Raw genomic sequence first — 18,049 nt, 5'->3', positions numbered from 1 at the left:
GCGATTTAGCATTCCTTAACACATTATTAACTATCTCTGCTGTGTAAAAAATGCTATACTACCATTAAATTCTACATATTGGAGTGAATGCTATGGCAACCGCAGACCAAAGTTTTTTTGGATGGGTGTGGTTCTTTTTCAATGAATATTGGCCGCAGCTTTTGAAGGGTGCAGGGGTTACACTTTTGCTCGCTCTTGTAGGCACACTCATCGGCTGTATCATCGGGTTATTGGTAGGTATTGTTCAAACAATACCCGTCGACAGCAAAACCAACCCCATACTCAAAGTACTATACAAAATTATTCGCGCTGTGCTCACCGCATATGTCGAAGTATTTCGCGGCACCCCTATGATTGTTCAGGCAATGGTTATCTACTACGGCTCTATGGCATTGTTCCAAATTGATATGACACCGATGTTTGCCGGTTTTTTTATTGTTTCTATCAACACCGGCGCTTATATGGCAGAAACCGTACGCGGCGGCATCTCATCAATTGATGTGGGACAAACAGAGGGCGCAAAGTCGATTGGCATGACGCATTTTCAAACAATGACCTATGTTGTTCTGCCGCAGGCAATGCGCAACATATTGCCGCAAATCGGCAATAACCTTATTATTAATATCAAGGATACCTCGGTGCTGAGTGTTATTTCTGTAACAGAGCTGTTTTTCACCGGCAAATCGGCTGCCGGCGTTTATTACCGCTACTTTGAAGTATTCTTTATTATTTGTGTTATTTACTTTATTATGACATTTGCCTGTTCACGCATCCTGCGCTGGATGGAGAAAAAGATTGACGGCAGTGATTATTATGATTTGGTGCCTACCGACCATTTGATTGACCCATGCGGGCATGTACCTATCAAGCCAAGGAGGAAATTCTAATGGAACAGAACAATCCTGTTATTGAGCTTCGCCATTTGAACAAGCGCTTTGGCACCAACGAAGTACTGCGCGATATCAGTTTTCAGACAAACCACGGCGATGTTATTTGTATTATCGGCGCATCCGGTTCGGGTAAATCCACTATGCTGCGCTGCATCAATATGCTTGAAACTCCAACCTCGGGCGAGGTTTTGTATCACGGAAAAAACATTCTCAACAAAGGTGTTAAGGTGTCTGCCTATCGTGCCAAGGTTGGGATGGTGTTCCAGCAATTCAACCTGTTTAACAACATGACCGTATTACAAAATTGCATGATAGGCACCATGCGTGTGCTAAAAAAAGATAAAAATGCCGCTGAACAACTTGCTCTAAAATACCTCACCAAAGTGGGGATGGCGCCGTATATCAATGCTAAGCCGCACCAGATTTCGGGCGGGCAGAAACAACGTGTTGCCATAGCACGTGCACTTGCTATGGAGCCCGAAGTGCTGCTGTTTGATGAGCCTACCTCAGCGCTTGACCCACAGATGGTAGGCGAAGTACTGGAGGTTATGCGCGACCTTGCCAAAGAGGGGCTGACCATGATTATTGTTACGCACGAAATGGCATTTGCACGCGATGTATCGTCACATGTTGTGTTTATGGCGGATGGCATAATTGCCGAGGAGGGCGCCCCGGAGATGCTGTTTAACAACCCCCAAAATGCACTTACTCGCGAGTTTCTTTCACGGTTTATGCGTGGGTAATCGAGAGTAAAAGATAAACTGCCCTCATAAACTGAGAGAGCATACAGAAAAAGCAGGTATCGGTTAAACCGATACCTGCTTTTTTGTGTAATCAACTTAAATCTTTGTAATATCAATAAAATGCATATCGCCTGTGCCTTTGCCTGTTGCCAAGCAATCTGCCATTGCGTTGGCGGTATCAAGCGAAGTAAAGCAGCAGATAGAACGCTCTACCGTTTTGCGGCGAATCTGCACCGAGTGGCGGTGCGGGTCGCGCCCTTTTGCCGAGGTAGAAATAACATAATCAATTTTGCCGCTTTCAATCAGGTCTATAATGTCGGGTTTGCCTTCGTCAAGCTTGCGTACCGAATTGGTGGCAACCATATGCTGGTTTAGGTTCAGCGCTGTGCCTGGGGTTGCATAAAGGGTAAAGCCCATTCGCTCAAATTTTTCGGCGATTGCAACAACCTCCTGCTGGTCGCTTCTGCGTACAGAAAGCAGTACGCCACCGCTGTGCTTCATTTTATAACCCGCGGCTACCATACCTTTCAGCAGTGCTTCTTCAAAGGTTTTGGCAATGCCCAATACCTCTCCTGTCGATTTCATCTCGGGGCCGAGTTGAGTGTCAAGGTCGTTCAGTTTTTCAAAACTGAATACAGGCACCTTAACCGCAACGTATTCGCCCTCGGGGAACAAGCCTGTACCGTAACCTAAATCTTTCAGCCGCGCACCCAACATAATCTTAGTTGCAAGGTCTACCATCGGTACCCCCGTCACCTTGCTGATATACGGTACCGTACGTGACGAACGCGGGTTCACCTCAATCACATACACCATATCGTTGTACACAACATACTGGATATTGACCAGCCCAATGACTTCTAGCTCTTTTGCAAGCCTGCCCGTAAACTCAATGATGGTTTTGCGGATACGTTCTGACAGCGTTCTTGCAGGATAAACCGAAATGGAATCGCCCGAGTGTACACCCGCACGCTCAATGTGCTCCATAATGCCGGGGATGAGGTAATCGGTTCCGTCACAGATGGCATCTACCTCCACCTCGGTACCCATCATATATTTATCGATCAACACGGGGTTATCTATATGCTGTGTTAAGATAATGCCCATATATTCGACTACATCCGCGTCGCTGTGCGCTATAATCATATTTTGCCCGCCCAGTACGTAGGAGGGGCGCAGCAAAACAGGGTAACCAAGGTCGTTTGCAGCGGCAACCGCATCTTCCGAAGTAAATACGGTGTGCCCTGCAGGGCGAGGAATCCCACATCTTTCAAGCAATTCGTCAAAACGCTCTCTATCCTCTGCCGCGTCGATGCTATCCGCACTGGTACCTAAAATCTTAACGCCCTTTTTCGAGAGATATTTGGTAAGCTTGATGGCAGTTTGCCCGCCGAACTGCACCACAACCGCATCGGGCTGTTCGGTTTCAATGATAGAATCCACATCCTCGGGAGTTAGCGGGTCGAAGTAAAGGCGGTCGGCGGTATCAAAATCGGTAGAGACGGTTTCGGGATTGTTATTTGCTATAATTGCCTCACAGCCCGCCTCTTTGAGCGCCCAGACGCAGTGCACCGAACAATAGTCGAACTCTATCCCCTGCCCTATACGGATAGGACCTGAGCCGAATACGATAATTTTCTTTTTACCTGTTTTGTTTTGTTCGATATGTTCTTTTGCCTCATTGGCATCATCAAAGGTAGAGTAGAAGTAAGGGGTTTGCGCGGCAAATTCGGCAGCGCAGGTATCCACCATTTTATAAGACGCCGCCCTGTGATGCTGAATCTTCTGCCCAGACAGCTTTTCGATGGTAGAATCGAGAAAACCGTATTTTTTAACCGTAATGTATTTTTCTTTTGTAAGCTCACCTTCAGAAATCCAGCTTTCCAACTCGCAGAGGTGTGCGAATTTATACAAAAACCACAGATCAATCATAGTGACTTCGTGAATATGCTGCGGTGTGATGCCGCGTTTGAGCGCCTCGTACACCACAAAAATTCGTTCATCGTTGCAGTCATGCAGCTTGGCGGCAATTTCGTCGGTAGAAAACGCTTTGAGTTTTGGCATGTTCATCGTATCCACACCCAGTTCAATAGAGCGAACTGCCTTGAGCATTGCCTGCTCAAAACTGGTGCCAATGCTCATAACCTCACCCGTTGCCTTCATTTGAGTACCTAATGTACGTTTTGCATACACAAACTTATCAAACGGCCATTTGGGGAACTTTACAACAATATAGTCGATGGCAGGCTCAAAACAAGCATAAGTATTGCCCGTAACGGCATTGATGATTTCATCGAGCGTATAGCCTATGGCAATTTTTGTTGCCACCTTTGCAATGGGGTAACCGGTAGCTTTTGAGGCAAGCGCAGAAGAACGCGACACACGGGGGTTTACCTCAATTACCGCATATTCAAAGCTGGTGGGATGCAGCGCAAATTGACAGTTGCAGCCGCCCTCCACACCCAGCGCATTTACCATATTTAAAGCCGCTGTGCGCAGCATTTGATATTCGTGGTTGGATAGTGTAACGGCGGGCGCTACCACAATACTGTCACCGGTATGTACACCGACGGGGTCAACATTTTCCATCGAACAAACGGTGATGCAGTTGCCGTTTCGGTCACGAATCACCTCAAACTCAATCTCTTTCCAACCGGAGATGCATTTTTCTACCAAAATTTGTGTAATAGGCGACAAACGCAACCCGTTTTTGGCAATTTCACTCAATTCCGTTGCATCCTTAGCAATACCGCCGCCCGTACCGCCCATCGTAAAAGCAGGGCGCACAATCACAGGGTAATCTATCACATTGGCAAATTCCTGTGCATCCTTGAGGTTATCCACTACTTTAGAAGGAATACATGGTTCACCGATGCTCTCCATAGTATCTTTAAAGAGTTGGCGATCTTCCGCCTTGTCAATCGTTTCGGGGTTGGCACCCAACAGTTTTACACCGTTTGCAGCGAGAAAGCCCTCTTTTGCAAGCTGCATCGAAAGAGTAAGCCCTGTTTGCCCGCCAAGGGTGGAAAGTACGCTGTCGGGGCGTTCAATTTCTATAATGCGCTTCACAACATCTAATGTGAGGGGCTCGATGTAAATTTTATCTGCCATTGCTTTATCGGTCATTATCGTAGCGGGGTTCGAGTTGATAAGTACAACCTCCAAGCCCTCTTCTTTGAGCGCACGGCATGCCTGTGTACCCGCATAATCAAATTCTGCCGCCTGCCCAATAATGATAGGGCCGGAACCAATTACAAGAACTTTTTTTATATCACTGCGCAATGCCATTATTTTATCCCCCTTGCATTCATCATGTTTACAAATTCGTTTAGATAGTAGTGTGTATCTCCGGTTCCGGTAAATGCTTCGGGATGGAACTGGATGGAAAATGCAGGGGCGTTTTTGTAGAGGATGCCTTCGCAAGTTTTATCGTTGATGTTATGGCAGAACACTTCGCATACATTTTCGCTGAGCGAAGCGCATTCTACCGTGTAGCTATGGTTTTGTGCTGTGACAAAAGTTTTATTGAGCCTAATATCTATCACCGGCTGGTTGCCGCCACGATGACCATGCTTCATCTTGGTAACTTTACCGCCCGCAGCGCAGGCGAGCAGCTGATGACCCAACCCAACACCCATCACAGGCAAATCTCCTTTTAGCAAGGGTTTAATGTTATCAATCATATCCTTGTAATCATCGGGGCTGCCGGGGCCGCCTGCCAGTACAATGCCGTTGGGGTTTAGGCGCATTGCGCCGGTAAGTGGGGTATGGTAAGGCATTGCCACAACGTCGTAACCCTGCGCGGTAATGCCATTGATAATACTTTGTTTACATCCAAAATCGTAAAGAGCAACTGTACCCTTACAGCTTTTTTCAGCGTGATATAGGGTGTTCTGCTTTACTGAAACGGTCTCTACAGTATCTGTAAGCTTATAGGCTTTTAGTTTATGGAGCAAAGCCGATTTGTCGGTAATTATATCGGTGGTAATCATACCGTTCATTGTACCGTTTTCGCGCAGATGAATGGTAAGAGAGCGGGTATCAATATCGCAAATACCGATAATACCTTGTTCTTTTAAAAATGCATCGATTGTTTGTTCGCTGCGAAAGTTTGATGGCTCACTGCACCATTCGCGTGCAATGTAACCCGCCGCATACGATTTGGCGGATTCGCAATCTTCGCTGTTAATACCGTAATTGCCTGTAAGAGGAAAGGTTTGTGTGATAATTTGCCCGCAGTAGCTAGGGTCGGTAATGGTCTCTTGAAAGCCGACTGCACCGGTTGTGAACACCACCTCACCGATTGCGCTGCCTTGAGCACCGAAGGATTTGCCTTTAAAAATAGTTCCATCCTCCAGCAGAAGTGTTGCTTGTTTCGATTGTTGAATGTTTGACATATCTTCTCTCCTTTTTCCAGCGGCTTTTGCCGCAACCCCGTATTACAAAGGGATTGTCGCGGGTAAGTGAATATCCCCGCCTATTACGCTTTGCCATACAGCAAAGTATTTTACTATTTTATAAATGAATGCCGTTTTCAAAATGCTGAGTAATGTCTTGCTTCATACGCAGTGCTTCGCGGCGTGCTGCCTGTGCAAAGTCACGTTCATCACAGCCCTCTTTTTGCCAAGCGCAGAGGATACCGCGAGAGGAGTTGACAATCGCACCGAGCCCTTTTGCATCGAATGCTCCCATAACATCTTTTGCACCGCCGCCCTGTGCACCATAACCCGGTACCAAAAAGAACGTGTGCGGCATTGCAGAGCGTAATTCAGCAAGCTGCTCGGGGTAGGTTGCACCTACTACAGCACCCACTGCAGAGTAACCCAAGCTGCCCATTGCTGCTTTGCCCCAATTTTCACACATATCACCCATAATGCGGTATACAGGTTTGCCGTCTACCAGCTTATCCTGCAGTTCACCCGACGACTTGTTTGAGGTTTTGCACAGTACAAAGATACCTTTATCACGCTCATTGCAGTAAGGGATGAGCGGAGCAATCCCATCGGTTCCCAGATAACCGTTCACCGTAAGCGCGTCACCGCCAAATGCCTCCATCTCATCATCTAACACTTTGGTTGCCCCGAGATGAGCAACGGCATATGCCTCCATGGTAGTACCGATATCGTTGCGCTTACCGTCGATGATGACGTACATCCCTTTACTTTTCGTATATTCGATGGTTTTACATAACGTTTTCATCCCATAGTAGCTGAACATTTCGTAATAAGCACACTGCGGTTTTACAGCGGGCACAATATCGCAAAGGGCATCAATCAATGCCTCGTTGTACTCTAAAATGGCACGAGATGCACCGCGTAAGTTGCAGCCGTATTCTTTAAAATTTTTCTCAAGGATATAGTTAGGAATATATTCCAGTTTTGGGTCCAGCCCCGCCACGGTGGGGTTTTGGGTTTCGACAATTTTGTGAATCAGTCTGTCAAATGACATGGTTTTCTCCTCTTCTCTGCTTGTTTTATACTTTTGAATTCATCATGAATGGTTTAAGCTTTTCGCTCGTCTTTATAGGTAACTTTTCCGCTTAAGATGGTGTATTTCACTTTGCCAATCAGCTTCTGCCCGTCAAACGGAGTATTGCGTGATTTGCTCTTAAAACACGACGCATCTACTGTCCAAGCTTCATCGGGGTGGAACAGCGTGATATCGGCAGGCTTACCAATGCTGAGCGTTCCACCCTCTATCCCCAAAATTTCGGCAGGATTCAGCGACATTTTGCGCACAATCTCGCTAAGCGGCATACCCTGTTTATGGTAAAGCTCAGTAATCGACGCCGCAAGCGAGGTTTCCAAACCAACAATGCCATTGGGTGCTTGTAAAAAATCCGCCTTTTCTTGGGGCGAATGCGGCGCGTGGTCGGTAACGATGCAATCGAGCGTGCCATCCTGCACACCTGCAAGCACCGCATCAACATCCTCTTGTTCGCGCAGAGGCGGGTTCATACGAAAATTCGCATTGCGGTTTCGTAAAAACTGATCGGTCATCATAAAATAGTGGGGTGCTGTCTCGGCAGTAACACGCACACCGCGTGCCTTTGCCTGCCTGATAATTTCAACCGAGCCTTTGGTAGAAACATGCGCGATGTGGATACGCCCTCCGGTTTCTTCTGCCAGCAGACACTCGCGCTTTGTAATGCTGTCTTCGCTAAGCCGATCCATGCCTTTTACGCCGAGTTCTTCAGAGATAATCCCTTTGTTGATTATTCCGCCATCGATGATTTTTAAATCTTCACAATGGCTGATGATCAACAGTTGATTTTGTGCCCCTTGCACAAGTGCCTGCTTCATTAGGTCATCTTGCTCAACCGGTTTACCGTCATCGCTTACTGCAACGGCACCCGCCGCTTTGAGCACAGCAAAATCGGTAAGCTGCTTACCCTGTTCCCCTTGCGTGATAGCCGCTACGGGGTAAACCTTGCAACAGGCTTTTTCTGCTTGCTCTTGGATATAATGCAGCACTTCGGGGCTGTCTGCAACCGGTTTGGTGTTGGGCATACAAGCAACCGCGGTAAAGCCGCCCGCTGCTGCCGCGGCACAACCGCTCGCAATATCTTCTTTGTAGGTAAAACCAGGGGCACGCAAATGAACGTGCATATCAATCAGCCCTGGGCAAGCCACAAGCCCCTGTGCATTGATACACTCGCTGCCGGTGTCAGGTAAATCTTTACCGATTGCGGCAATTTTACTGCCACGAATGAGAATATCCATAATGCCGTCAATTCCGTTTGCAGGGTCGATTACTCTGGCATTTTGAATCAGCATTGCTTCTCCTCCTCGCATAAAATCACTACACGGTCAATGCCGTCTTGTTCGTCCACAAAAACTTTAACCTTTTCTTCCGCTGAGGTAGGAAGATTTTTGCCAATAAAGTCTGCACGGATGGGTAACTCTCGATGTCCCCTATCTACCAGCGAGGCAAGCTGTATTTTTTCGGGCCTTCCGCGAGCCATCAGCCCGTCAATCGCAGCGCGTACACTGCGCCCCGTGTAAATAACATCATCCACAAGTACCACTTTTTTGCCGGTAACATCAAAGGCAATTTCTGAATGATCTTTCGTGCTTCGGCGCTTGTCGTCGCGGTAGGGGGTAATATCGAGATAACCAACCGGAACTTGCACTTCTTCTAGTTCGGCAATGCGTTTCGCCAGCCGTTTGGCAATAATGGCACCCCGCGATAAAATTCCGATAATGCAGATATCCTGTAGTCCTTTGTTTTTTTCAATAATTTCAAATGAAATTCTGGTAATTGCCCGCCGCATGGCGTTCGCGTCCATAATTTCAGTTTTTTCTTTCAGCAACTCTGTGCCTCCTTTTCTTTATAACAAAAAAACGGCATATCCAGCTCTCAAAAAGAGACCGGACAGGCCGTTTCTAGCTACTATCACTGCACATCAACAAGGCATTTTTACCTACAGATATGCCGTACTACTCACTGATCACTACCTTGCCAGCCTCACGGGACTAACTTAAAGGGTGTGTGTTTTGTATTATTATAACCGAAAGTGTTTGGAATGTAAATGCAAATATATTGCAAATTGCGAAGTAATATGCAATATATTTTGTATCATTCGCCGCAGAGTATGACTCTATACAGCAAATATGCATTTTATCCGTAAAAAAGAGCCGCCCATACAGCGACTCTTTTTATAAACCATTACTATTTATTAGCAATCGGCTTCATAGTTGGGAATAATAGAACATCGCGGATAGAAGCACTGTTGGTAAGAAGCATTACCAAACGGTCGATACCGATGCCCAAACCGCCTGTTGGGGGCATACCGTATTCCATTGCGGTGAGATAATCTTCGTCCACATCGCAAGCTTCGTCATCGCCCGCTGCTTTTGCAGCAGCCTGTGCTTCGAAACGCCCGCGCTGGTCGATAGGGTCGTTTAGCTCAGAAAATGCGTTTGCATGCTCACGGCCCACGATAAACAACTCAAACCGCTCGGTGTAGTTAGGGTCGTTGGGTTTTCTCTTAGCAAGCGGAGAAATCTCTACAGGATGATCCATAATAAAGGTGGGCTGCATCAAATGCTCTTCAACGTAAGTTTCAAAGAACAAGTTCAGAATATCGCCTTTTTGATGACGCTCTTCATATTCGATATGATGCTCTTTTGCAAGTGCTCTCGCATCCTCCAATGTCTCTATCTTGCTGAAATCAACTTTGCCGTATTTCAGCACAGCATCCGACATTGTGAGGCGCTCAAACGGTTTATCCAAATCAATTTCGGTGTCGTCGTAAGTAATTTGAGCAGTACCGAGAACTTTTTTTGCAACATTACGGATAAGATTTTCTGTAATATCCATCATACCGTGGTAATCGGTAAATGCCTGATACAACTCAAGCAGTGTAAACTCGGGGTTATGGCGGGTATCCATACCCTCGTTGCGGAATACGCGCCCAATTTCGTAAACTTTATCAAAACCGCCCACAATCAGTCGTTTCAAGTGCAACTCCAACGCAATACGCAGATACATGTCGATATCCAGAGTATTATGATGGGTGATAAATGGTCTTGCAGATGCACCGCCTGCAATCGAGTGCAATACCGGAGTTTCAACCTCCAAAAATCCTTCATCATTTAAGAAGTTGCGAATCTCGGTAATAATTTTAGAGCGTTTTACAAATGCGTCACGAACATCCGGGTTTACAATTAAATCTACATAACGCTGGCGAAAACGCATATCGGTATCCTTTAGCCCATGCCATTTTTCTGGCAGAGGAAGCAATGATTTTGACAAAATGGCCATCTCATGCGCTTTTACCGAAATTTCGCCGCGGCGTGTACGGAACGCGATGCCGCTAACTCCTACGATATCACCGATATCGAGGTAGCTGCGCATATTTTGATACGTTTCTTCGCCTACAACATCAATCTTTACATACAGCTGAATGCGGCCTGATGCATCGCGCAAATCCATAAACGCCGCTTTGCCCATATCTCGCCAAGACATAATTCTGCCCGCAATGCGAACCTCTTTTTCTTCGTACTCATCAAACTTGTCCACAATATCCTGCGCATAGGCAGTGGTTTCGTAGGTTGTAATTTTAAAAGGGTCGTTGCCGGCATTTTGCATCTCTGCAAGCTTACCGCGGCGAATTTGTAAAATTTCGGAGAGCTGTTGCTCGTTCAATTCGTCGGTTTCTGCCTGAGTGTTTTGGTTTTGGTTTTCCTGCATATATTTTAACCTCCATTTGCCCGCATACAAGGCAGTTAACTGCTTGCAAACAGACTTTCAATTTTCACTTGCTCAACCTCAAAAATGCAGGCTATGGTTCATAGCCCGCATTTCGCATATCCTTACAGTCTTGCGTTATCTGGTAACATCGAGAATCTCATAAGGTACCGGTCCGCTGGGGGCATCGACACTCACCTTGTCGCCTGATTTTTTGCCAATCAGCGCTTTACCCAAGGGGGATTCATCCGATACCTTGTTGTTCATTGGGTCAGACTCGGTAGAGCCTACCACATAGTATTCTTCAATTTCATCAAATTCAAGATCTTTCAGTTTCACTATAGATCCGACACTGACGGTGCCATGTGCTATTTCATCCTCATCCAGCACGCGGGCAATTTTTAACATTGCCTCCACTTCAGCAATGCGTGCTTCTACGATTGCCTGCTCGTTTTTTGCTTCATCGTATTCGCTGTTCTCAGAAAGATCACCAAAGCCGCGAGCAATCTTAATTTTTTCGGCAACCTCTTTGCGCTTGACTGTTTTTAGCGTTTCAAACTCTTCCTGGAGCTTTTTTAGGCCTTCTTCTGTCAGAATTATCTCTTTTGCCAATTTCAATCTTCCTTTCCGGGGCGATACCGACCTCGACAACCAAAGAATTTTTCGGCTAAATTGCCGTTGGTAACCCGCAAAAAACTTTTACGGGTTACCAAGTTCTTTCTATTATAGTCGAGCGTCTAATCAATGTCAAGCCCGTGTTGTAATATTTGGTTAATTTGGGTGATTTGGGAAATTGCTTTGTTCCAGGTACTGTGCAATTTGGGATGGAGTTAGCAGATTTTCTTTGCAGCGAAGAGTATGTGCAGTAAGTTTTTCTGCCCCTTGCCAGCCATTCAGTTCGTACAATGCACCTGCAAAATCAAGCGGTGCAATGCCTTTCGGCGTACAAGCAGCAAGTTCACCACGGGGTTGGATTTGCAGGTCGCCCACCAACTTGCACGCAAAACCACCATCAATGGTACCCGCCGTAAGCACGGGTACAGTTGTTACGATTTTATCTGCAGGGTTGCTGTCAGGGCAAATAACCAGCACAGAACCGCCAAAGCTGTCCATATCGTCGGTTACCACAATACTCGCACCAAGCTCTTCCATAAGATGCTCGGAGAGACGATTGTAGCACTCGACTTGTGTGGTCACTACTTTGACGGTGATGCAATGGTACAGCAGCTCGGGGACAAAATCAACATAACGCGCCATTGGGTCGACAAGGGTGATGATTTTGCGGTAAAGCGGCAGTTTGCTTCGGCGGATAATTTCAACACAAGTGTTTCGCAGTACCTTGGATGTGAGTGCAGTCGGTTCAAAACGACCGATGGAAGAATCCTCCGGAGGGCAAAGGCAACGGGACATAACAAGATTTTTACCTGCGCGTCCGCAAAGTGCGGCAACCTTGTCCCAATCAACATGTTCGCTTCCTGCAGTGAGCAACACATAGCTTCCGAACGGTGTGTTTACCGTTTCGGCTGTAATTTTACGTTGTTTCATTCTATGCAAAAGTCGGGCAAATATGCCTTCACTTTTCTGTTTTTCTACGCGCAGCACTGCAAACAAACCGCTCACCTACCTTTTGCTGTTTGAACATCATATGCTGCGCAGAATAAAAAATATGACTGCCGCGCAAAACACCTGCGCGGCAGCCGGACTATTCAGTTTTCGTGTTATTTTTCAGATGATACACTGGATGCAGGTTTACTTGAGGTTGATTCACCAGCAGCTGATTCTTCTGCGGCTCTGAGAAGACCTTGAACCACCTCCACCGCCTTTTTAATTTGCGGGTCGGTATTTTCATCTAAAGTTGCAAAGTTTTTCTCTTCATCAGCAGTAAGTTTTACTTCGTAATCCGGTTTAACACCCACCAAATTAAAAGTTTCGCTTTCAGGTGTTTTATAAACAGCGGTGGTAAGTAAAATCGCCGAACCATCCGTGAGTTTAATAACGTCCTGTTTGGTACCCTTACCCATCGTTTTGGTACCCACAGTTTTTGCTTTTCCGTAATCTTTTAATACCTGTGCAATAATTTCTGCTTCACGAGCAGTTTTATCGTTGGTAAGAATAACGATGGGCATATTCAGCGCTTTGGAATCCGTCGTTTCGGTTTGCTCGACTTTGCCGTTTTTATAGGTTGCTGTTACAATCGGTTTTGCAGGTAAAATACGATCAAGGATTTTTACAGCAGAATTAAAAATGCCGCCGTTATTATTGCGGAAATCGACTATAAACGAACGTGCCCCTTGATCAATCTGCTTTTCAAGCTGCTTGATGAATTGCTCATCGGTAGTATCGGAGATATTGGATACACGAAGATAGCCAACATTATCCTCTAACATTTTAGGAAAAACCGACGGGATATCGACATAACGCCTTGTTACGTCTAAATCATTGTCCTCACTCTCACGGCGAACCACCAGTTTAATCTTGGTTCCCGGCTCGCCCTGCAGCAACTCCTGCATTTGCGCGCTGTTTTCTGCCTTTACCTCGGTTTCATCAATTTTAATAATCAAGTCACCAATTTTAAGCCCAGAGGATTCGGCAGTGGAACCGGGGTAAATATCTGTGATGACCAGATAGCCGCTGGGGTCTTTATTGGTTACAACACCTATACCCACAATTCTGCCCTCGGCTGTCTGAGATTCTTTTTTATAGGCTTCGGCAGTATAATACTTTGCATATGCGTCGCCGCTGCCTTTTGCATAACCCGAGGACAATGCGTCCATCAAAAGTTTATCGTCAATTTGCCCCGCATAGTTGGTACGGAAAATCTTATCAATTTCCGAAAGCTTACTGTAAATAGCTTCTCGTTCTTTTAAATTGTAAACTTTATCATTAAAGATACTCATTGAAAAGACCATGGTCATAGAGAAGGTTACAGCAGCTACAATTGCCATCAGCGTGAACAAAGCGCCGATTGATACTCTTTTATTCATCTGATTACTCCAATCTGTTCTGAGGCATTACTGAAAGCGCATAAACAAAGTAAAATATCACTTTTAGTCAGCCCCGAATAGTTGCCGCACATTAAATATTAAAATAGCCGGCAGGGTTTACCGCAGTACCGTTTTTACGGATCTCAAAATGGAGGTGCGGCCCGGTGCTCCAACCGGTGGTACCAACCTCGCCGATGGTTTCGCCCTGTTCAACCATATCACCTACGCTGACATACACGTTGTTCTGGTGACCATACAGCGTAGACATACCGCCGCCATGGTCGATAATGACATAGCGCCCGTACCCTCTGCCGGGAGTATAAGAATTGGATGCATAAATAACTTTACCGGCATTTGCTGCACGGATAGGCTGTTGGAAAATCGCCTTACCGGAGGAACTTCTGCCTGCGATGTCGATACCTGTGTGGTAATCGCTGCCGCCGAAACGCCAACCAAAACGTGATGTAATGGTACGGTAGCCGCTGACAGGCCATAAAAAGTCGCCGCCGACGTAGTCGCCAATGGATGCGTTTTCAGCATAAATACGCTGAATTTCGGCCTGTACTTCTTTTTCTTCCTGCATCTTTTGTGCTTTTTTAGCCTCGAACTCTTTTTGCAGGTCAGCAAGCTGCATTTCCTGCTTGGCAACCTCCTGCACCTTTACTGCAAGGTTTGCTTTCTGTGTGCTCATATCAGATTTATCGGCTTCTACCTGCGCTTTGTTTTTTTGAATTTCCGCAAGAGCATCTTCAATGGCACGTTTTGCTGCAAGAAGTTCGTCTATCATTTTTTTATCGTGTGTCGAGGTGCGCTCAAGCATCTCGGTACGTGTCAGAAAATCTGAATACGAATCTGCCCCAAGTACTACACCAAGGGTGGTTGCATCGTCATTTATGTACATCGCACGCATGCGCTGTTTAAATGCCTCGTAGTTTTTATCAATTTCTGCTTGTTTATCTTTAATTTCTTTTTCTTTTTGGTCAATATTCCCTTCAAGGGTATAGATACGGCTGGTGAGAAGTTCGATCTCTTGCTGTGCTAAATACACTTGATTTTGGAGCTGCTTTTTTTCTTTTTCTTTTTTTGTTTTATCGTTTTTTGTCTTATCAATATCTGCTTGAATAGCAGCCTGCTCTTTTTTCAGTGCAGAAATTCTGCTGTTCAAATCTTTAATCTCATTTTTGTAAGAATCATCCGCTGCTTGAAAAGGGGCAGCCTGTGCTGTGAACAGCATCGTAACACAAATTGCAGCTGCCGCAACCCTTTTCCATAAATTTTTCTTCATTCTTGGTGGCACGTCCTTTCCTCTTTTTAACAGTGTTCGTTCGGAGCATTTTTACTGCATCAAAAATAAAACCAGGTTCATTCTCAGCAGGCACAAACGTGCTACACTTTTAAATAATTACGTACAAAAATCATACTGCCCACAACACCAAGCCCTGTACCGCCAATTGCAAAACCGCCGAACAACCTTAACCCAAGCTGCTCAAACGGAATAAGGCTGCCATTAATCGCTTGAATCCAAGAGGACGGATTTTCTACCAACCATTCAAGCAGATAATTGTAACCTGTCCATAAAATAAAATACGCAAAAATGGCAGACACCAAACCCAGAATCAAGCCTTCTACCATAAAAGGCAATTTGATAAACAGGTCGGTTGCACCAACGTATTTCATGATACTAATTTCTTTGCGGCGATTAAACACGGTGATTTTAATGGTATTTGCAATGATGATGAGAGTAACGCAGATGAGGAGAGCAACGATGCCCATACCAAACAGAATTACCAACTTTTTAATGCTGGTAAGTGTTTCTGCAATCTCGGTAGGTGCTTTAACCGATTCGATACCAGAAAGTCCTTCAATATCTTCCACTGTCTTTTTCAGGCGGGAAAGATCATCGATTTTGACACGATATGTATTCGGATAAAAGTTATCATCTTCACGAAGAAGTTCGCCTGCTTCGCCGAGTTTTTCTTTCTCTTTTTGAAAAGCTTCTTCCTTAGAGACAAATACAATGTCCAATAAATTATCAACCTTATGCAGCTCGGTATCAAATTCATCGATTTCGCTCTTTGTCATATCGTCATTAAGTACAATTACAATTTCATTTTGGTCTTCAACATAACCCACAATGCTGTTCATGTTAACACTCAGCAAAATTGCCGAGCCAATCAGCAGCATACAAACGGTTAGTACACCAATGGATGCTACCGACATCAGGCGGTTCACCCACACATTCTTTGAGCCTTCTTTAAGTAAGTACCCTAAACTGCTGCCTCTCATATCATTGCCTCCATTCCGAATCGTCAGCAATAATATGCCCGTGCTCAATTGTAAGAACTCTGCGGTTAAACTGCGCCACCAAATCATGTTCGTGTGTAACCATAATCACGGTGGTGCCAACGTTGTTAATCTCGTTGAGAAGGTCGACGATTTCATAAGATAATTCAGGGTCGATATTGCCGGTAGGCTCATCCGCAATAATAAGGCGCGGATTGTTAACCAAAGCACGTGCCAATGCGACACGCTGCTGCTCGCCGCCCGAAAGCTGCTCAGGCATGCATTTTGCCTTGGAACCAAGACCAACCAGCCCTAAAATATACGGCACACGGCGACGGATGTCGCGAGGAGATACATCGGTGACACGCAGCGCAAATGCTACGTTGTCGTAAACATTCATGTTTGGAATAAGACGGAAATCTTGAAACACCACACCGAGCGAACGGCGAAATTTAGGTATATGCCTGCGTTTCATTTTACTAAGCTTGAAGCCGTTGACTTCAACCTCACCGGAAGTTGGCACCTCCTCGTGCAGAAGCATCTTTATCAGCGTGGATTTGCCCGCGCCCGATGACCCCACAATAAAAACAAATTCTCCGTCTTTAATCTCTAAATTTACGTCCTTCAGAGCCACTGTGCCGTTTTTGTAGGTTTTAGACACATTGGTAAATTTAATCACTTGCACACCGCCCTCTAATCAGGACCGCCATTTTGAACCCCCAAAAGGGCATAGAACTGCCTTGGAGGCCAAAGTCTGCCAAAAAAGTCCTTTAATATTTGATTGGATTGGCTGTCAGATATTTTTTAACCATCAGTGCAACTTTAAAAATGATTGCATGGTCAAATTCTCTTAAGTCTAAGCCCGTCAGTTTTTTAATCTTTTCGAGACGATAAACGAGGGTATTTCTGTGAACAAACAGCTTTCTGGACGTTTCAGAAACGTTCAGATTGTTCTCAAAGAATTTTTGGATGGTGAATAAGGTCTCCTGATCCAAACTCTCTATGGAACCTTTTTTGAAAACTTCGCGCAAGAACATCTCGCACAATGTGGTAGGCAATTGATAAATGAGCCTTGCAATACCCAAATTGTCGTAGCTGACAATGGATTTTTCGGTATCAAACACTTTGCCCACTTCCAGTGCAACCTGTGCCTCTTTAAACGAACGCGCAAGGTCTTTGACGCCCTCTACCGAGGTACCGATGCCCACAATCGCGCGGGTATGAAACTCGCCGCCCAGTGTATCCACAATGGAGCGTGCAAGCTTTTCAAGATCTTTTACTGCAATGCCCGTTTTGATTTCTTTGACCAGAACGATATCCGATTCACTGATGTTGAAAACAAAATCTTTTTGTTTATCCGGGAATAAGTTCTGAATAACGTCAAAGGATGAGATGTCGTTCGCGGCAACCACTCGGATGAGAAGTACAGCACGAGAAACATCGGTATTAAAGTGCAGTTCCTTTGCCTTTACAAAGATATCGCCGGGAAGGATATTGTCCAGAATTACATTTTTGATAAAATTGTTGCGGTCATACTTTTCATCGTAGTACTGCTTGATTGTAAGCAGAGAAACCGCGAGAACGCTGCAAAATTTAGATGCTATCTCGTCGTTGCCCTGTACAAAAACTACATACTCCGGCTTAATCCTGCTGCCAAAAGGCTTGTAAGTAAAACCGTCTTTTGTAAAGGAGTCGCTCACATCCATCGTATCAAACGATGCAAGCTCTGCCTTTTCGCCAATTCTGGTCAAATCACTGCAGGAGATGATTGTCTCCGAATCGTCGATCACACCAACTATTCTGTCAATGGAATCTCGCATTTGATGGATTACGCCTTGAAACAGTCTGTTCGACATAAAAATCCCCTCTTTGCTTATTATATTCGGCAAATTGCCGAAAGTCATTCGATGTCATGTTTGCCAATCATATTTATTTTACCGAATTATTTGTCAATTTG

Annotated in this window: 15 protein-coding genes; 2 read left to right on the top strand and 13 right to left on the bottom strand. The window is 45.4% G+C overall.

The features are described 5' to 3' along the window. The first annotated feature begins 92 nt into the window (after window positions 1–92). Window positions 93–887 carry an amino acid ABC transporter permease gene (locus EDD70_RS04635; RefSeq protein WP_092752536.1) on the top strand — a complete coding sequence of 265 codons (795 nt, stop codon included), beginning with the start codon at window positions 93–95 and terminating at the stop codon, window positions 885–887. Next, window positions 887–1,633: an amino acid ABC transporter ATP-binding protein gene (locus EDD70_RS04630; RefSeq protein ID WP_092752537.1), complete on the top strand. Its 747-nt coding sequence runs from the start codon at window positions 887–889 to the stop codon at window positions 1,631–1,633. Before EDD70_RS04635 ends, EDD70_RS04630 begins: the two co-directional genes overlap by 1 nt. 96 nt (window positions 1,634–1,729) lie before the next feature. Here the strand turns inward: EDD70_RS04630 and carB are convergent, their stop codons facing one another. The 13 genes from carB to EDD70_RS04565 form a co-directional block, all read right to left on the bottom strand. After that, complete coding sequence (carB, locus tag EDD70_RS04625; RefSeq protein ID WP_092752539.1) at window positions 1,730–4,921, bottom strand: carbamoyl-phosphate synthase large subunit; 3,192 nt, start codon at window positions 4,919–4,921, stop codon at window positions 1,730–1,732. Next, entirely contained in the window at window positions 4,921–6,030 is a 1,110-nt protein-coding gene (locus tag EDD70_RS04620; RefSeq protein WP_092752542.1) for a carbamoyl phosphate synthase small subunit, read from the bottom strand. Before EDD70_RS04620 ends, carB begins: the two co-directional genes overlap by 1 nt. Window positions 6,031–6,148: 118 nt before the next feature. Beyond that, window positions 6,149–7,081: an orotidine-5'-phosphate decarboxylase gene (pyrF, locus tag EDD70_RS04615; protein WP_092752544.1), complete on the bottom strand. Its 933-nt coding sequence runs from the start codon at window positions 7,079–7,081 to the stop codon at window positions 6,149–6,151. A gap of 53 nt (window positions 7,082–7,134) precedes the next feature. After that, window positions 7,135–8,409 (bottom strand): dihydroorotase, encoded by a 1,275-nt coding sequence (locus EDD70_RS04610; RefSeq protein WP_242943084.1) that lies wholly within the window; start codon window positions 8,407–8,409, stop codon window positions 7,135–7,137. Next, window positions 8,403–8,942, bottom strand: a complete 540-nt coding sequence (pyrR, locus tag EDD70_RS04605; RefSeq protein ID WP_092754534.1) for a bifunctional pyr operon transcriptional regulator/uracil phosphoribosyltransferase PyrR — start codon at window positions 8,940–8,942, stop codon at window positions 8,403–8,405. The genes EDD70_RS04610 and pyrR overlap by 7 nt, the downstream gene beginning before the upstream one ends. A gap of 362 nt (window positions 8,943–9,304) precedes the next feature. After that, window positions 9,305–10,828 carry a lysine--tRNA ligase gene (lysS, locus tag EDD70_RS04600; RefSeq protein ID WP_092752548.1) on the bottom strand — a complete coding sequence of 508 codons (1,524 nt, stop codon included), beginning with the start codon at window positions 10,826–10,828 and terminating at the stop codon, window positions 9,305–9,307. Window positions 10,829–10,963: 135 nt separating this feature from the next. Further along, window positions 10,964–11,443, bottom strand: a complete 480-nt coding sequence (gene greA, locus EDD70_RS04595; RefSeq protein WP_205408584.1) for a transcription elongation factor GreA — start codon at window positions 11,441–11,443, stop codon at window positions 10,964–10,966. A 153-nt stretch (window positions 11,444–11,596) separates the two neighbouring features. Then, window positions 11,597–12,445 (bottom strand): hypothetical protein, encoded by an 849-nt coding sequence (locus EDD70_RS04590; RefSeq protein ID WP_123811014.1) that lies wholly within the window; start codon window positions 12,443–12,445, stop codon window positions 11,597–11,599. Window positions 12,446–12,543: 98 nt separating this feature from the next. Beyond that, window positions 12,544–13,809 carry a S41 family peptidase gene (locus tag EDD70_RS04585; RefSeq protein WP_092752554.1) on the bottom strand — a complete coding sequence of 422 codons (1,266 nt, stop codon included), beginning with the start codon at window positions 13,807–13,809 and terminating at the stop codon, window positions 12,544–12,546. A gap of 91 nt (window positions 13,810–13,900) precedes the next feature. After that, window positions 13,901–15,094: a murein hydrolase activator EnvC family protein gene (locus tag EDD70_RS04580; protein WP_092752556.1), complete on the bottom strand. Its 1,194-nt coding sequence runs from the start codon at window positions 15,092–15,094 to the stop codon at window positions 13,901–13,903. A gap of 101 nt (window positions 15,095–15,195) precedes the next feature. Beyond that, window positions 15,196–16,095, bottom strand: coding sequence for a permease-like cell division protein FtsX (ftsX, locus tag EDD70_RS04575; RefSeq protein ID WP_162840816.1), 900 nt, complete (start codon window positions 16,093–16,095; stop codon window positions 15,196–15,198). A 1-nt stretch (window position 16,096) separates the two neighbouring features. Then, a complete protein-coding gene (gene ftsE / locus EDD70_RS04570) occupies window positions 16,097–16,771 on the bottom strand; it encodes a cell division ATP-binding protein FtsE (protein WP_092752561.1) in 675 nt (224 codons plus the stop codon). 91 nt (window positions 16,772–16,862) lie between these two features. Further along, a complete protein-coding gene (locus EDD70_RS04565) occupies window positions 16,863–17,948 on the bottom strand; it encodes a PucR family transcriptional regulator (protein WP_092752564.1) in 1,086 nt (361 codons plus the stop codon). Window positions 17,949–18,049: the final 101 nt, after the last annotated feature.

It is taken from the genome of Hydrogenoanaerobacterium saccharovorans (assembly GCF_003814745.1).
Classification (GTDB): domain Bacteria; phylum Bacillota; class Clostridia; order Oscillospirales; family Ruminococcaceae; genus Hydrogenoanaerobacterium; species Hydrogenoanaerobacterium saccharovorans.
The sequence above is the reverse complement of the archived record's forward strand: the minus strand, read 5'-3'. Positions and strand labels throughout refer to the sequence as shown.

Excerpts from the sequence above, each read along its gene's own strand:
- EDD70_RS04635 (WP_092752536.1), top strand. The coding sequence starts at position 93 with ATGGCAACCGCAGACCAAAGTTTTTTTGGATGGGTGTGGTTCTTTTTC.
- EDD70_RS04580 (WP_092752556.1), bottom strand. The coding sequence starts at position 15,094 with ATGAAGAAAAATTTATGGAAAAGGGTTGCGGCAGCTGCAATTTGTGTT.
- EDD70_RS04630 (WP_092752537.1), top strand. The coding sequence starts at position 887 with ATGGAACAGAACAATCCTGTTATTGAGCTTCGCCATTTGAACAAGCGC.
- EDD70_RS04565 (WP_092752564.1), bottom strand. The coding sequence starts at position 17,948 with ATGTCGAACAGACTGTTTCAAGGCGTAATCCATCAAATGCGAGATTCC.
- pyrF (WP_092752544.1), bottom strand. The coding sequence starts at position 7,081 with ATGTCATTTGACAGACTGATTCACAAAATTGTCGAAACCCAAAACCCC.
- carB (WP_092752539.1), bottom strand. The coding sequence starts at position 4,921 with ATGGCATTGCGCAGTGATATAAAAAAAGTTCTTGTAATTGGTTCCGGC.
- EDD70_RS04620 (WP_092752542.1), bottom strand. The coding sequence starts at position 6,030 with ATGTCAAACATTCAACAATCGAAACAAGCAACACTTCTGCTGGAGGAT.
- ftsX (WP_162840816.1), bottom strand. The coding sequence starts at position 16,095 with ATGAGAGGCAGCAGTTTAGGGTACTTACTTAAAGAAGGCTCAAAGAAT.
- lysS (WP_092752548.1), bottom strand. The coding sequence starts at position 10,828 with ATGCAGGAAAACCAAAACCAAAACACTCAGGCAGAAACCGACGAATTG.
- EDD70_RS04610 (WP_242943084.1), bottom strand. The coding sequence starts at position 8,409 with ATGCTGATTCAAAATGCCAGAGTAATCGACCCTGCAAACGGAATTGAC.
- EDD70_RS04585 (WP_092752554.1), bottom strand. The coding sequence starts at position 13,809 with ATGAATAAAAGAGTATCAATCGGCGCTTTGTTCACGCTGATGGCAATT.